Consider the following 15,322-nt stretch of genomic DNA (forward strand, 5'->3'; position numbering starts at 1 on the left):
CAATAGTCTCGTCACATTCTGATTGAGAGTATATTAAATACTTTATATAATCTGCCTTATACCTTCTCCTTCCATATCCCTCAACAATCATTGATGCTATAGATTTAGAAGAACGTCTTATTTGACTTCCTTCTTCATATAGCTCGTGTTTTGGTAATGCCATGGTCATTTTATGAATTTCAATGGCCAAGCGTTTTGATTCATTGTATATATCCAGATCCTTATAACTTGACATAATAGAGTGATTTTTATTTAAATACACTCTAATCAAAGTCATTAACCAAATGCTGTATTCCCCGGTATCCGGTAACTGGTAACCGGCAACTACAATATCTTCTCCAACAACCTAATATACAACTCTATCCCCTCCTTAACTTCCTCCACGTATATAAACTCATCTGCTGTATGACTCCGCGCCGAATCTCCCGGGCCCATTTTCAGCGCCTGAAAGGGCATCAGGGCTTTGTCGGATGTAGTGGGGGAGCCATAATACGTTCTGCCCAATGCAACGCCCGATTTTATTAATGGGTGATCTATTGCAATAGAAGTGGAGCGTAACCGCGTACTGCGGGGTGTTACTTCACACGCCACATTTTTATGAATCACTTCCAGCACCTCTTCGAAAGTATACAACTCATTCACGCGGGTGTCTACCACAAATTTGGTGTGGGCCGGAACCACGTTGTGTTGTTTGTTATCGGTTTCAATAACCGTCACGCTCATTTTTACCGGTCCCAGCAGGTCAGATACCTTGGGGAACTGGTATGATTGAAACCACTCGATATCTTTTATGGCTTTGTAGATAGAATTCTCGCCTTCGTTGCGGGCCGCATGTCCGGCTTTGCCGTGGGCCACACAATCAAGTACCATCAGCCCCCTTTCGGCCACTGCCATTTGCATTTGGGTGGGTTCGCCTACAATGGCGCAATCAATGTTTCCAATGTGGGGGAGAACCAGTTCAATCCCATCTTTCCCACTGATCTCTTCTTCGGCAGAAGCGGCCAGCACCAGGTTATACTTAAGATCGGTACGATTATAAAAATATAGAAAGGTAGCGATCAATGACACCAGCGGGCCACCGGCATCGTTGCTGCCCAGTCCGAATAACCTGCCCTCTTTTTCAATGGGCGTAAATGGATCGAGGGTATAATTCTTATTCGGCTTTACCGTATCGTGGTGCGAGTTTAATAAAATGGTGGGCTTGCTGTCATCGTAATGCGCGTTACGGGCGTAAACGTTGTGCTGAACGTTTTTAACCGGCACGCCATGCTTTTCAAGGAATGATTTCAGGATGTCAGCTGTTTTATCTTCCTCTTTGCTGAAGGAAGGCGTGCTGATCAACTGCTTAAGCAATTCAATAGCGCTTTGTTGCAGTGTATGTAAATTGATATTACTCATTGTACAATGCTTGTTCCGGCCTTACCGGTGATGAGATCGGTTAACTGTTCGGCTTTGCCTATGATCACTTTCTTTACTCCACGGTTCAGCGCGGCAAAAGCGTTATCCAGTTTGGGGATCATGCCGGCGAATATTTTTTGTTCTGATTTTAATTGCTGGTAATAGGTTGGGTTGATGCTGTTTATTACCGTGCTGTCGTCATTGGCGTCGAACAGCACCCCGCTTTTTTCGAACGAATAGATCAGCTGCACATCGTACAGGGCACCCAGGGAAGTGGCTACTTCCTGTGCAATGGTATCGGCATTGGTGTTCAGCAACTGTCCTTTCTGGTCGTGGGTAATGGGAGCCATTACCACCGCTATCTGTTGGTCGAGAATGCTTTTTAACAACGTTGTGTTGATGGCATCTACATCACCGGCAAAACCATAGTCGATAGTGGGGTGATTTCTTTTATGGGCTAGAATAACATTGCCGTCGGCGCCGGTTAAACCAATAGCATTGCAGTTATTGGCCTGTAATTGCGCTACCACATTCTTATTGATATAACCAGCGTAAACCATGGTCACTATCTTCAGGGTCTCTGCATCGGTAATGCGCCGGCCATCGATCATTTGTTGCGGAACGTTCATTTGTTCGGCTAGTTTGGTAGCGAGTTTACCACCGCCATGGATCAGGACCTTCTGGCCTTTTACTGCTGCAAAATCTTTCAGAAAAGAAGATAATTTCTTTTCATCATCGATGATATTACCGCCTATCTTAACAACATATAATGTGGACACAGGCTGCTTGTTTATTTTAACGATTCGAGTATTTCACTGAGTACGGCCTGTGCTGCCCAAACGCGGTTGCTGGCTTCCTGGGTAACAATGCTGTTGAGCCCATCCAGTATTTCATCGCTCAACTCCACATTACGCCGAACGGGTAAGCAATGCATTACCTTGGCATTGTTGGTAACTGCCAGCTTTTTATTGGTCAGCATCCACTCGGGGTCGTTGGTATAGATCTTTCCGTAATCTTTAAAAGTGCTCCAGTTCTTCACATAAACAAAGTCGGCGTCTTTTAAGGCTTCGTCCTGATTATGCGTAATGGTAGCGCCTTTGGTGAATTGCTCGTCCAGCTCATAATCCTCGGGGTGAGTGATTACAAAATCGGCTTGTCCCCAGGCATTCACCCATTGGGAAAAGCTATTGGCCACGCATTGCGGCAATGGTTTTACGTGGGGCGCCCAGGTAAGAACGATCTTGGGTTTTTTACCTGCCGGCAGCGGTTTCTTCTTCAAGCATTCGGTAATGGTAATAATATCTGTCAGGCTTTGCAACGGGTGCAGGGTAGCGCTTTCCAGACTTACCACCGGAATGCCGGCGTATTTTATGAATTGTTTTATGTAAAGTTCGCTGTAATCGTCTTCCCGGTTCTTTAAAGAAGGGAAGGTGCGAATGGCCAGGATATCAAAATAGTTACCCATGATCGGCGCCGCATCTTTTACGTGCTCAACGGTGCTGCCGCTCATGATGGCCTCGTCTTCAAACTCCAGTGCCCAGCCTTCCTGTCCTACATTGAACACGATGGGTTCCATACCCAGGTTTTGAGCAGCGATCTGGGTACTAAGGCGGGTACGCATACTGGGGTTCAGGAACAATAAACCAATACGTTTACCGGCTCCCAATGATTTGTCAAGAAAGGGAGTGGTTTTGTAGGAGAGCGCCTTAATTACCAGCTCATCGATACTCGGGACATCGTGTACACTTGTGAAATTTTTCATGCCTGTAGCGGAAAGGAGAATGAATAATAAAGTTACTTATGAAAGAAGTCAGGGTGGGTCGCCCTCCAAAGGGCGGCTCACCCTTTTTTAAAGGTGAGCCACCCAAAAAGGGTGACCCACCTAATTATATTATGCTTCAATGCTTACCTCAATTTCTTCTTTGATGGCTTCCAGCAACTGGTCGGCATCTTTTTTACGCAGGGCCAGGGAAGGCAATAACCTTATCACGTTTGGTTTTGCTTCGCCTGTGAAGATCTTGTGTTTCCACAGTAAGTTCTTGCGCAGGTCTTTGAATTGCTCAGGTACATCAAACCCGATCATTAAACCGCGGCCCCGTACATTTTGCAGCTGGGGTATCTTTTTCAATTCATCCATCAGGTACTGACCTACTTCGGCTGCGTTTTGTAACAGGTTCTCTTTTTCTATTACTTCTACAACGGCCAGGGCAGCTGCGCAGGCCAGGTGATTACCACCGAAAGTGGTGCCTAACATACCATGCCTGGCCTGTAAATGCGGAGCAATGATGATACCGGCAACAGGGAATCCATTGCCCATGCCTTTAGCCATGGTGTAGATGTCTGCATTTACACCGGCGTAGTCGTGTGAAAAGAACTGACCGCTTCTGCCATACCCGCATTGTACGCTGTCAGCAATGTATACGGCGCCATATTGGTCGCACAGGCGACGGATGGCTTGTAAAAAAGACTCACTGGCTACATTGATGCCGCCCACGCCCTGTATGCCTTCGATGATCACCGAAGAGATTTCATTGCCCTGTTCTTTGAAGCAGGCTTCCAGCGCTGCTACATCATTAAAGGGAAGAAAGATCACGTTCGATGTTTGGTTCACCGGTGCTACAATAGCAGGGTTGTCAGTGGCAGCAACTGCCAGGGAGGTACGTCCGTGGAAAGATTTCTTAAACGCAATTATTTTTTTGCGGCCATTGTGAAAAGAGGCCAGCTTCAATGCATTTTCATTGGCTTCTGCGCCTGAGCTGATGAGGAATAACTGGTAATCGGGTTTACCGGATAATTTACCCAGCTTTTCCGCCAGTTCGTCCTGCAAAGGCATTTTAACCGAATTGGAATAGAAGCCTACTTTATTTAACTGGTTGGTCAATCGTTCAACATAATGCGGATGGGTATGGCCAATACTAATTACCGCGTGACCGCCATACAGGTCAAGGTATTGTTCCCCTTTGTCATCCCATACGTAAGAGCCTTTAGCCTTATCGATGACGATGTTGTTGATCGGATAAACGTCAAAGAGTTTCATGGTTGTAAATGTTTACATCGTGGTTGCCCACTCCGCTTATGATTAAAAATAATTCGCTTTCAATTTCAGGCCAGCAGTCTCATCTAAACCGAAAATAAGGTTCATATTCTGTACTGCCTGCCCGGAGGCGCCTTTGGTAAGGTTATCGATGGCACTGTGCACCACCAGTTTGCTGCCTACTTTCTCCAGTTGAATAACACATTTATTGGTATTCACCACCTGCTTTAAAAAGACCTCGCTTTTGCTCAGCACAGTGAAAGGCTGACCTTTATAGAAGTCGCAATACAGTTCAATAAGCTGCTCCAGTTTCCAGTCGCAATCAACCAGGGAGCTGACGAAAATACCCCGGGTAAAATCACCGCGCCAGGGAATAAAGCTCAAAGCTTCAGAAGAACCTTCCGCAGTTACCGGCGCAAAGGAGGGTTGCAGCTGTTGTATGGACTGGGTGATCTCCTTTAAATGCTGGTGCGTTAAAGTTTTATAGGCCTGAATATTATTGGCGCGCCAGCTGAAATGCGAGGTGGCCGATAAACCCTGTCCAGCCCCGGTAGAACCGGTAATACCAGTGGTATAAACCGATTTCAGCAAACCGGCTTTTGCCAATGGCAACAAGCCTAATTGAATGCCGGTAGCAAAACAACCAGGATTGGCAATGTTCTGTGCGCCTTTGATCTGATCTTTGTTTAACTCAGGCAGGCCGTAAACGAATTGCCGATTGCCGATTGCCGATTGCGGGGCAAGTCTGAAATCCTGAGAAAGATCTATAATCCTGATCTTGTCATTTACTTTATACTCCGTTAAAAACTTGCGGGCATCGCCATGTCCTACGCACAGGAATATTACCTCTACGCTGCCATCCTGTAAGGGCGACAGATCATCAGAAAATTGAAGGTCTGTTTCTCCAATCAGGTCAGCATGTACCTGGGAAATGGGATTACCGGCATTGCTTTTACTGTTTATGAAGGCGATCTCCACATGGGGATGATTGATCAGTAACCTGAGCAATTCACCACCCGTATAACCTGCACCACCTATTACGCCTACTTTTATTTTCTTACTCATAAAATTCATTTAATCATAACTCGTCAACTATTTCTTCTCATTGTCCTCTTTAACCGAATTCCAGATCGAAGTCTGGTTGCCAAATATTTTGCTGAAGCCACGAACGTCTTCGCCAGTAAAGCCGGTATTCATTTCACCATATTTGCCAAACTTGCTGCTCATAAGGTCATAGGTTGATTCAATACCGATGATCTGGAAGCGATAAGGCTGCAGGTGAACAAATACATCGCCGGTTACGTGTGCCTGAGAATTTTCGAGGTATGCTTCAATATCGCGCATTACAGGGTCCATGATCTGTCCTTCGTGTAACCAGTTGCCGTAGAACTGGGCCAGCTGGTCTTTCCAGTTCAGCTGCCATTTGGTAAGCACGTGCTTTTCCAATGCATGATGAGCTTTCAATATCACCATGGGAGCGGCAGCTTCAAAACCCACTCTGCCTTTAATACCAATGATGGTATCGCCTACGTGAATATCGCGGCCAACACCATACGCACCGGCAATGGTTTGCAGGTACTGAATGGCTTCGCTGGGATGCGCAAATGCTTTATCGTTGATCTTTTTCAGTTCGCCTTTTTCAAAACGGAGTTTTACTTCTTCGCTACCGGTTTTGGTAACCTGGGTAGGCCAGGCTTCTTCGGGCAGCATGCCTTTTGAAGACAGCGTTTCTTTACCACCTACGCTGGTTCCCCACAGGCCTTTATTGATAGAGTAAACGGCTTTGGCGAAATTCATGTCCACGCCTTTGCCTTTCAGGTATTCAATTTCTGCTTCGCGGCTCAGTTTCAGGTCGCGGATTGGGGTAATGATCTCTACACCGGGGATCAAAATGTGGAACACCATATCAAAGCGAACCTGGTCGTTACCAGCGCCAGTACTGCCATGCGCAACAGCATCGGCATTTAATTTCTTTACGTGCTCTGCAATGTGCAGGGCCTGGCTCAATCGTTCGGCGCTCACACTTAACGGATACGTGTTGTTCTTTAACACATTCCCGTAAATGAGGTATTTTATAATGCGATCGTAGTATCCTTGTATGGCGTTAACTGTTGTATGTGTTTTTACACCCAGTTTATAAGCGTGCTCTTCAATCTTCTTCAACTCCTCCTCGCTGAAACCACCGGTATTTACAATAATGCTGTGCACTTCGTAGCCCTGGTCTTCGCCCAGGTATTTTACACAAAATGTAGTGTCTAAACCACCGCTAAAACCGAGAACAACTTTCTTTGCCATCTTCGCAAGAATTGTTTTTAGAAATTAAAAAAGTAGTGAAAAAAAGATTTGGTCTTGCCGGCCCCACCGCCAGAAGGGGTGTTGTTGTCTTTATCGTCCTTAAAAAAAGGCTTCAGCAATTTCCATTGTTTTATTCGTAACAGCCGCTCAAATACGCTCTTCTTCTCTTCGAAGAACTCTTTTGTTTCCTGCGGCTCGTAGTGATCTTTTGGATCGTACAGCATGGCGGTGCACAAACAGTTCTTGCGTTCTTTGCTCATAAGAATATCGTAGTTCACACAGCTTTTGCAACCAGCCCAGAATGCTTCATCCTGTGTAAGCTCTGAATAAGTTACAGGCTCGTACCCAAGATCGCTGTTGATCTTCATAACGGCCAGTCCGGTAGTAAGACCGAATATTTTTGAATCGGGGTAGGTTTGCCGGCTAAGCTCGAATATCTTTTTCTTAATAGCTTTTGCCAAACCGCCTTTACGGAAGCTGGGAGATACGATCAGCCCTGAATTGGCAACATACTCGCCATGGCTCCAGGTTTCGATGTAACAAAAGCCTGCCCAGATGCCATCCTCATTAAAAGCGATCACCGCTTTCCCTTCACGCATCTTCTGTTGAATATATTCGGGCGAACGTTTGGCTATACCGGTTCCGCGGGCTTTGGCTGATGCGGCCATTTCATCGCATATGATCTGAGCAAAGCTGAGGTGTGATTCGTTGGCTACAATAACCTGAAATTGATGTTGAGTTTCCATTTTTGAAACAAGGCTAAATGTGAAAAATGCAACGGCTTAAAACATCGTGCCGGAGACGAGGGCTTGCTGGAATGACAATCATTCCAAATACCACAATACATGCAGTATGGTTCAGTGAGTATCAACGTCGCACCCTTACGGGGATAGGTTGGAAGAAAAAAACTGTACTGAGACGTACAGGAAAAACCCCACGCACTATAGTAATCACGGCTTGCGCGACTACATCAGCGAGTATTATGGTGAGATTTTTTTGCATTTTAATCGGGTATGCTTTTAAATCAATAGATTTTGTCACCGCAAAGAAAAACAACTTTTTACAATCAATGGGGATTTTTGGTGTAAAATTTTAGCTAATTCCCAAATTAATTGTTAAGCACCTTTCTGTTATAAGACAATCAAACCATCAAATAGTTCAATGACTAAGCTATGCGGGTAGGTACCGAATGGATAGCAGCGCTCATTTCTTTTATCAGCGAAGCATCTTTTTCAATGGCATTGCCAATAACGATCATATCTGCGCCGGCCTTGCAGTTGCGGTAGGCTTTTTCGGGGTCCAGGATGCCGCCACCAATAACCAGCGGCACTTCAATCACCTGCGCCACTTTCTCTATCATGCTTTCAGTGATAGGGCGTTTGGCGCCGCTGCCTGCATCCATATAGATCAGCTTCATGCCCAGCATTTCGCCGGCCATGGCAGTGCACATGGCAATTTCGTTTTTATCGGCTGGAATGGGCGCCGCATTGCTGATATAAGAAACGGTGGTTGGAGCGCCACCGTCAATAACCATATAACCAGTTGAAATGATCTCCAACCGGCTCTGTTTTACAAACGGCGCTGAAATAACATGCTGACCGATCAGCAATTCAGCATTGCGTCCCGAAATAAGGGATAAATAAAGCAGTGCATCGGCATAGGGGGTTATTTGCGATGGACTGCCCGGGAACAGGATTACCGGGATCTCGCAATTCTTTTTTATTTGCTGTACTACCTCATCGAGCCGGTTGGTGACAACCAGGCTTCCACCCACCAGCAAGTAATCAGCCCGCGCTTCGCTGGCCAATGCAGTCAATTCATCTATTTTTTCTACTGTAACCTTGTCTGGGTCAATCAGTACTGCAAATGACTTCTGTCCGTTCGTCTTATGTTGCAGTAAAGATTGATAAATGCGATTCGTCATGCTTGGCTATTGGTGACTACAAAAATGCAAAAAGTTTTTCAAAGGGGCGATAACGTGCCGAAACTTTTACCATTTATTGTTTTTCAGCCTATTACAATCTACTTAAAGCAGTTACCTGTACCAGGTTTTCGTTCGACCACCCATTTGTGGCCTCTTTGATAAGGCGTAACATATACGATAACTCCAGATCCATATGCCGATTGAACCGGTATCCGGTGCCTACAAGGCTGCGATTCTGATCGAACCATTTACCATTTACATATTGCTGACCACTTACATTGAAAAAGAACTCGTTCTGCACCAATAGATAACTGCCTTTGTTAAAGTCATTTATAACCGGAACCAGGGGTATCTGCTCCCTGATCTGGTAACGTAACCGGTTGGTGAAGGAGGTGCCTGTTTTCTTTAGGTCGTCATTGTCTTTTACCACGTTGGGCAGCCACCGGTTTTCGAGGCGTAGGCGTTGCCGCATAAAGGTTTTATAGCCATGGCCAAAATAAACAGGGTGAATAAACCAGGCCTGCTCAAGTGCCTGATGTTCTGAGGCATAGCCTGTTATGCCGCCTACAGTACGGCGGTTGTCGGTAAGGCAATAGCCGCCACCCACGCTCCACTGGCTATTCAATTGCACAAAGGCGCCGGTTCGCAGTAAAAATGTTTGCAGGTATTGTCTTTTGGTATCGCTTCTGAAACTGGCTTCCAGCTGGTACACTATTTTATGGGAGATCGGGAACTGGTTATTGGTGGTAGCCCAACCTGATAAAGCCAGCTGCGAGCGACCATGATGGCCAGCAACCATTCCAACCATCACCCAGGTTAATTGTTTATAAAAGAACATGGAGGCAAAGAAAACAAACAATTGCCTAATGATTGTTTGTATGGGGAAATGGGTGGTGAAAACGGGCATTATGAAGCCTTATTAGATAACGATTTTTTAATAAATAACCTATAAAAAGTAATCAACATTGAACCGTATTCTGTGCAAAAATCAAGTAAGTCACACCCAGCTTGCATCTTAGTATTTTTCACATCCTTTTTCCACAGCTGTGCATATCTAGGACGTGAAAATGTGACTTTCAAAAGATATTTTCGTTCTTCACCCTGTACCCCTACACCCTGATTTATTCATGTTAAAAACTTTCTAACCAATGCCCATTAAAAAGCAATCGAAAGGCTTACAGTTCAATCGCCGTTTCACCCGTGATGGAGTGTCTGTTTTTGATCAGTTTGAATACGATTACCGAACGTCGGTTATCCGCAATCCGAGTGGTGAAGTGGTGTTTGAAATGAATAATGTGGAGGTGCCCAAGCACTGGAGTCAGATTGCTACAGATATTTTGGCCCAGAAGTATTTCCGCAAGGCAGGCGTTCCCCAACAGGATGGATCTTTAGGTCGTGAAACTTCGGTAAAACAGGTAGCCCATCGCATGGCGAATTGCTGGCGGGCATGGGGTGAAAAGTATGGTTATTTTGCTTCGGAGCAGGATGCCACCATCTTTTATGAAGAGCTGGTACATTGTATCCTGAACCAATCCTGCACACCAAACAGCCCGCAATGGTTCAATACCGGTTTATTTGAAAGCTATAATATTAAGGGCAAACCACAGGGGCATTATTATGTAGACCCTGTTGATGGTCAATTGAAAAAATCAACTTCAGCATATGAGCGCCCGCAGCCACACGCCTGCTTTATTTTAAGCGTAGAGGATGACCTGGTTAACGACGGCGGTATCATGGACCTGTGGATGCGTGAAGCCCGCATTTTTAAATATGGCAGTGGGGTAGGAACTAACTTTTCTACTATCAGGGGAGAAGGGGAGAAATTGAGCGGCGGAGGAACCTCCAGTGGTTTAATGAGCTTTTTAAAGATCGGTGACCGCGCTGCCGGCGCCATCAAAAGCGGTGGTACTACCCGTCGTGCAGCCAAAATGGTTTGTCTCGACCTGGATCACCCAGAGATCATGGACTTTATTAACTGGAAAGTAGAAGAAGAAAAGAAAGTAGGCGCGCTGATCGCTGCCGGTTATCCCAGCGATTATGAAGGTGAAGCGTACAGGACCGTGAGCGGACAAAACTCCAACAATTCCATCCGTATTTCCAATGAGTTTTTCGAAAAGCTGCAGAATAATGAAGACTGGGAATTAAAGGCCAGAACCGATGGACGGGTGATGAAACGCATTCCGGCCAAAGAAGTATGGAACCAGATCTCTTATGCCGCCTGGCGTTGTGCCGACCCCGGTACGCAATATGACACCACTATCAACGAGTGGCATACCAGTCCAAAAGGCGGCCGCATCAACGCGTCCAACCCTTGCAGTGAATATATGTTCCTCGATAATACGGCCTGTAACCTGGCATCGGCCAACCTGCGCCGTTTTTATAACGAGGCTACCAATACATTCGATGTAGAAGGGTTTGAGTATATCTGCCGTTTATGGACAGTAGTACTTGAAGTATCTGTGTTGATGGCGCAGTTCCCTTCAAAAGAAGTAGCGCAACTGAGCTACGATTATCGCACGTTGGGTTTGGGTTATGCCAACCTGGGCTCCATGTTAATGGTTATGGGGATCCCTTATGATAGTGAAGAAGCCCGCGGTATTGCCGGCGCCCTCACCGCTATCATGACCGGTATTGCTTATAAAACATCTGCCGAGCTGGCTTCCATCCTGGGACCCTTCAGCCGTTATGAAGAGAACCGGGAAGATATGTTGCGGGTAATGCGCAACCACCGCCTGGCCGCTTATGATGCAGACGATTATGAAAAACTGCACATAAAGCCCCAGGGTATAAAAGCAAAATATTGTCCTGATTACCTGCTGAAAGCTGCTACCAAAGCATGGGACGAAGCGGTACAGTTAGGCGAGAAATATGGTTATCGCAATGCACAGGTTACTGTAATTGCGCCTACCGGCACCATTGGCCTAGTAATGGATTGCGATACCACTGGTGTGGAACCCGATTTTGCACTGGTTAAATTTAAAAAACTCAGTGGTGGTGGTTACTTCAAGATCATCAACCAGAGTGTACCCACTGCGTTGAAGAACCTGGGTTATCAAACCCGCGAAATTGAGTCCATTGTAAAATATGCAGTAGGGGCCGGCACTTTTGTTGGCGCGCCGCATATCAATCACCAGACATTAAGCGAGAAAGGATTTATAGCCGAAGAGATAAAAAAATTAGATGCAGCAGTAGCATCCGCCTTTGAAATCGGATTTGTATTCAATGTTTACACGCTCGGCGAAGAATGCCTGCAACGCCTGGGATTCAAACCTGAGCAGTACTTTAACTTCGAATGGAGCCTGTTGGACGCTTTAGGCTTTACAGAAGAAGAAGTGGAAGCCGCCAATGATTACATCTGCGGTACCATGACCATTGAAGGAGCGCCTTTCCTGAAGGCCGAACACCTGCCCGTTTTTGACTGTGCCAACAAGTGCGGTAAAAAGGGAGAACGTTACATTCATGCCCATGGCCATATTCGGATGATGGCCGCCGCACAACCTTTCCTGAGTGGTGCTATTTCAAAAACCATTAACCTGCCTAATGAGGCAACAGTAGAAGAAATCGCCGATGCGTATATGATGAGCTGGAAACTGGGCTTAAAAGCCTGCGCGTTGTACCGCGATGGTTCCAAGCTTAGTCAGCCGCTGAGCAATAAGAGTGATAAGAAGAAAAAAACAGAAGAAGTGACCAGTGAAACCACTGCCGCCACTGAACCACAGGAATCAAACATTGTTGACCTGGGCAAACTCACCATCGCTGAGTTGCTGGATGAAGTTCAAAAACGTGTTCAGGCATCACCCGATACCAAATTGAAAAGGGAACTGGCGCGTATTGTTGAACGCAGAACCTTACCGGCCAAACGCCGCGGCTTTACACAAAAAGCCAAGATCAATGGACAGGCCTTGTTCTTACGCACCGGAGAATATGGTGATGGAACGGTAGGTGAGATCTTCATCGACATGGCAAAAGAAGGCGCTACCATGCGTAGTATGCTGAACTGTTTTGCCATTGCTATTTCCATTGGCCTGCAATACGGCGTGCCACTGGAAGAATTTGTTGAGAAATTTGTGTTCACGCGTTTTGAACCTGCAGGAATGGTTGATCACCCCAACATCAAGAGCACCACTTCAATTGTAGACTTTATTTTCCGTGCTCTGGCGTATGAATACCTGGGTAGAACCGACCTGGTACATGTGCTCGACAAACCAGAAGTAATGAATACCGGAGTGGATGAATGGGATGAAATTCCCACATCGCTGGAGTACAACAAAAGCACTCCCCCATTGAGTGATGTACGGGTAGTGCCTGGTAAACATACAAAAGCACCAGAAGCAGAAACTTTAAAACCCGTAAAAGCCACTGTTAAAAGAGCAGAAGCAGGTATAGACGCCATTAATGCAGCAGCTAAAAGCATGCAAAGTGATGCGCCGGCCTGTAATACCTGCGGACATATAACCATCCGTAGCGGTACCTGCTATAAATGCCTTAATTGCGGTAATAGCATGGGTTGCAGCTGATAGACCTTGATTGTTAAGACCCGCTCCATTATCCGTGCCTCCCGACTGAAGTCGGGAACCTTAATGTGATTTTTTGGACGGTTATATTTTATAAACTTCAATCCGCTCATGTTTATGGGCGGATTTTTCTTTTGTTACGAAGTAATTGCTGCAACGACCATTTCTTTCCCGGTTTTTGTATTTTCACCCTTGCAATTCCTTTCTTTAACATATTTATAAATGCTAATACGAAGAACCATTGCGTATCTTTAACTACTGAACCCACTACTTTACATGAAATTGAAAATCCTGTTACTCATAATGATTTGCATTGCCTTCCTGGCCTCCTGCAGCCGGTATATTACTCCATATGAAGCAGCCAATGGCAAAGCCAAATGTGGCAAAATGGTACGGTAAGCTATGCCTCATTCCCAATCCAACATCCCCATCTATCCTACAAATCCCACTTTCCCAGTCAAAAATACCCGATCACCTCAGTTCATACATTGCACTCCTTTTGTGATAAAATCATTGATATTCAGTGTTTTAATAAATTTCCACCAATTGTGACCTCACCACAAAGTGGTATTGCCATTCGGCATTTTCCATAGTACGTTTGCAAAACGAAACAATTTTGCCCTCTGCACTATATTATTCGACCGAATTACTAAACCTCAAGTGTAGCCATTAAGAACAATTTTGCCCTGAAAACAGGACATTCCCGCTTAGGCGGGATAGTTTCATGTGCACTGCTGGACAGGGTTCATTAATTTGAACCCTGTTTTATTCCTGTCTATTGCCGGAATTCTTACTTTTACGGCCTTAATTGGGGGAAAGCTGAATGACAGTTCAATTTGGTTATGATAAGAAGCAGGTAATTCAAGCCTTGCGTTATCACTTTTTAATGCGTCCTGAAATCAAGATCCTGCTGATATTGATCAATGTATTTACCATTGCTTCGGCGGTATTGTTTGCGCTGAAGAAAATACAGCCTGTTTCGTTTTTAATATTTTCCTTTCTGTGGTTCATGCTGATGCTGGTTATCTGGCGCTTGTTACCCAGCAGTATTTATAAGCGGTCGCTCACGTTCAAAGACCATTTTGCCATGCATTTTGAAGGCGAGGGCATAATGTTGGAAACCGCTAAGGGTTCCAAAGGCTGGGAATGGAATAAATTCAGCTATTTTATAGAAAGCCCTTATTTTTTTCACCTCTATTTCGATGCCCGCTCTTTTTTCCTGGTGCCCAAGGATGCGTTTAAGGATATTACTGACTTGCAGGCGGTTAGAGAGATGTTGAGGGAGAGGATAGGGAAGAAAAAGTTGACCAGTTGATCAGTTGACGAGTTGACAAGTTTAGGGTGAAGGAGGTTAAAAGGTTTACTCGCCACCAACAACTCACCACTCATTTACTGCCCATAGCCGATGTCCTAATTAGGTCGATACTTACTCTCTTCAAAGATCTTCTTCGCATCGGTATTCAGCAGCTCATTTAACGAGAGGTCGCTGTGTTTGGTCATATATTTTTTTACAATCTGCCAGCCAACGAAAATACCGATAGCCCCGGGTGCCTGATCGGTGATCTCAGGGGTGTTGGGCGCTTCCTCCATATACGGTCTTATATCAGCCGGTTCAATGGTGAACAACAGGTTATGGCTGAGAAAGTGATTCCAGATAAGTCCTTCATTCTTATAGCATCCGGCCAGCTGTGGGGCGGTATAACCGCTTTTAAGTGTATCGGCTGTATAGGGCAATATCTTATCCAGCACATATAACCGTTTTCCCTTTTCAACCATTTGTTCTACCAGGGGCATGCTGCCGCTTTTTTCAGGCGAAATGTCATTGATGATATTCTTCATACAGTTCACCACAATATAATCGGGGGTGAAACGGCGGGAGATATAGCCGGGAAAAACTTCCTGGCCCATATTGCTTTTGTATAATGAGTAGTTATTGCCCATGTGCAGCTGCAACCCTACAGCCAGCGCATCGCGGGTGATCACATCGCTGTAGCCTTCCATAGGGCCAATGTAAGTGATGATTTGCGAGGGCGTTTTATAAGCGGGGAAATAATATTTTACAAACTGCAAACCCTTTTTTACATCCTTTTCAATAGCACTGAAATCCTTGAAAACCTGGTCGGCCGAATCTTTAACCGGCTTGTAGTCGCCAATGAA

General features: G+C 45.5%; 14 protein-coding genes. 3 read left to right on the forward strand and 11 right to left on the reverse strand.

Annotated features, from left to right (window positions below; all coding sequences use genetic code 11):
- The 10 genes from ACJ751_RS26810 to ACJ751_RS26855 form a co-directional block, all read right to left on the reverse strand.
- On the reverse strand, window positions 1–235 hold a 235-nt coding region (locus ACJ751_RS26810; protein ID WP_407748615.1), incomplete at its 3' end, for a four helix bundle protein.
- An 89-nt stretch (window positions 236–324) separates the two neighbouring features.
- Window positions 325–1,398: a M20 family metallo-hydrolase gene (locus ACJ751_RS26815; RefSeq protein ID WP_407748616.1), complete on the reverse strand. Its 1,074-nt coding sequence runs from the start codon at window positions 1,396–1,398 to the stop codon at window positions 325–327.
- A complete protein-coding gene (argB, locus tag ACJ751_RS26820) occupies window positions 1,395–2,177 on the reverse strand; it encodes an acetylglutamate kinase (protein WP_407748617.1) in 783 nt (260 codons plus the stop codon). The genes ACJ751_RS26815 and argB overlap by 4 nt, the downstream gene beginning before the upstream one ends.
- 11 nt (window positions 2,178–2,188) lie before the next feature.
- On the reverse strand, window positions 2,189–3,160 hold the full coding sequence (locus ACJ751_RS26825; protein WP_407748618.1) for an acetylornithine carbamoyltransferase: 972 nt from the start codon (window positions 3,158–3,160) through the stop codon (window positions 2,189–2,191).
- Window positions 3,161–3,289: 129 nt separating this feature from the next.
- Window positions 3,290–4,435 (reverse strand): aspartate aminotransferase family protein, encoded by a 1,146-nt coding sequence (locus ACJ751_RS26830; RefSeq protein ID WP_407748619.1) that lies wholly within the window; start codon window positions 4,433–4,435, stop codon window positions 3,290–3,292.
- 42 nt (window positions 4,436–4,477) lie between these two features.
- Complete coding sequence (gene argC / locus ACJ751_RS26835; protein ID WP_407748620.1) at window positions 4,478–5,497, reverse strand: N-acetyl-gamma-glutamyl-phosphate reductase; 1,020 nt, start codon at window positions 5,495–5,497, stop codon at window positions 4,478–4,480.
- 27 nt (window positions 5,498–5,524) lie between these two features.
- Window positions 5,525–6,727 carry an argininosuccinate synthase gene (argG, locus tag ACJ751_RS26840; RefSeq protein WP_407748621.1) on the reverse strand — a complete coding sequence of 401 codons (1,203 nt, stop codon included), beginning with the start codon at window positions 6,725–6,727 and terminating at the stop codon, window positions 5,525–5,527.
- A gap of 17 nt (window positions 6,728–6,744) precedes the next feature.
- Window positions 6,745–7,473 carry a GNAT family N-acetyltransferase gene (locus tag ACJ751_RS26845; protein WP_407748622.1) on the reverse strand — a complete coding sequence of 243 codons (729 nt, stop codon included), beginning with the start codon at window positions 7,471–7,473 and terminating at the stop codon, window positions 6,745–6,747.
- A 419-nt stretch (window positions 7,474–7,892) separates the two neighbouring features.
- Entirely contained in the window at window positions 7,893–8,651 is a 759-nt protein-coding gene (locus ACJ751_RS26850; RefSeq protein ID WP_407748623.1) for a geranylgeranylglyceryl/heptaprenylglyceryl phosphate synthase, read from the reverse strand.
- 91 nt (window positions 8,652–8,742) lie between these two features.
- Window positions 8,743–9,558 (reverse strand): DUF2490 domain-containing protein, encoded by an 816-nt coding sequence (locus ACJ751_RS26855; RefSeq protein ID WP_407748624.1) that lies wholly within the window; start codon window positions 9,556–9,558, stop codon window positions 8,743–8,745.
- Between the two features lie 241 nt (window positions 9,559–9,799).
- Between ACJ751_RS26855 and ACJ751_RS26860 the strand changes: the two genes are divergently transcribed.
- The 3 genes from ACJ751_RS26860 (at window position 9,800) to ACJ751_RS26870 (ending at window position 14,480) form a co-directional block, all read left to right on the forward strand.
- On the forward strand, window positions 9,800–13,168 hold the full coding sequence (locus ACJ751_RS26860; RefSeq protein WP_407748625.1) for a vitamin B12-dependent ribonucleotide reductase: 3,369 nt from the start codon (window positions 9,800–9,802) through the stop codon (window positions 13,166–13,168).
- Window positions 13,169–13,441: 273 nt separating this feature from the next.
- Window positions 13,442–13,564, forward strand: coding sequence for a hypothetical protein (locus tag ACJ751_RS26865; protein ID WP_407748626.1), 123 nt, complete (start codon window positions 13,442–13,444; stop codon window positions 13,562–13,564).
- A 487-nt stretch (window positions 13,565–14,051) separates the two neighbouring features.
- The gene (locus tag ACJ751_RS26870) at window positions 14,052–14,480 is read left to right on the forward strand and encodes a YcxB family protein (RefSeq protein WP_407748627.1); all 429 of its coding nucleotides are present in this window, start codon (window positions 14,052–14,054) and stop codon (window positions 14,478–14,480) included.
- A gap of 95 nt (window positions 14,481–14,575) precedes the next feature.
- On the opposite strand, the gene ACJ751_RS26875 is transcribed toward ACJ751_RS26870, so the two are convergent.
- The coding region (locus ACJ751_RS26875; RefSeq protein WP_407748628.1) for a hypothetical protein at window positions 14,576–15,322 on the reverse strand (747 nt) is incomplete at its 5' end.

Source organism: Niastella sp. (assembly GCF_045805085.1).
Lineage (GTDB): Bacteria > Bacteroidota > Bacteroidia > Chitinophagales > Chitinophagaceae > Niastella.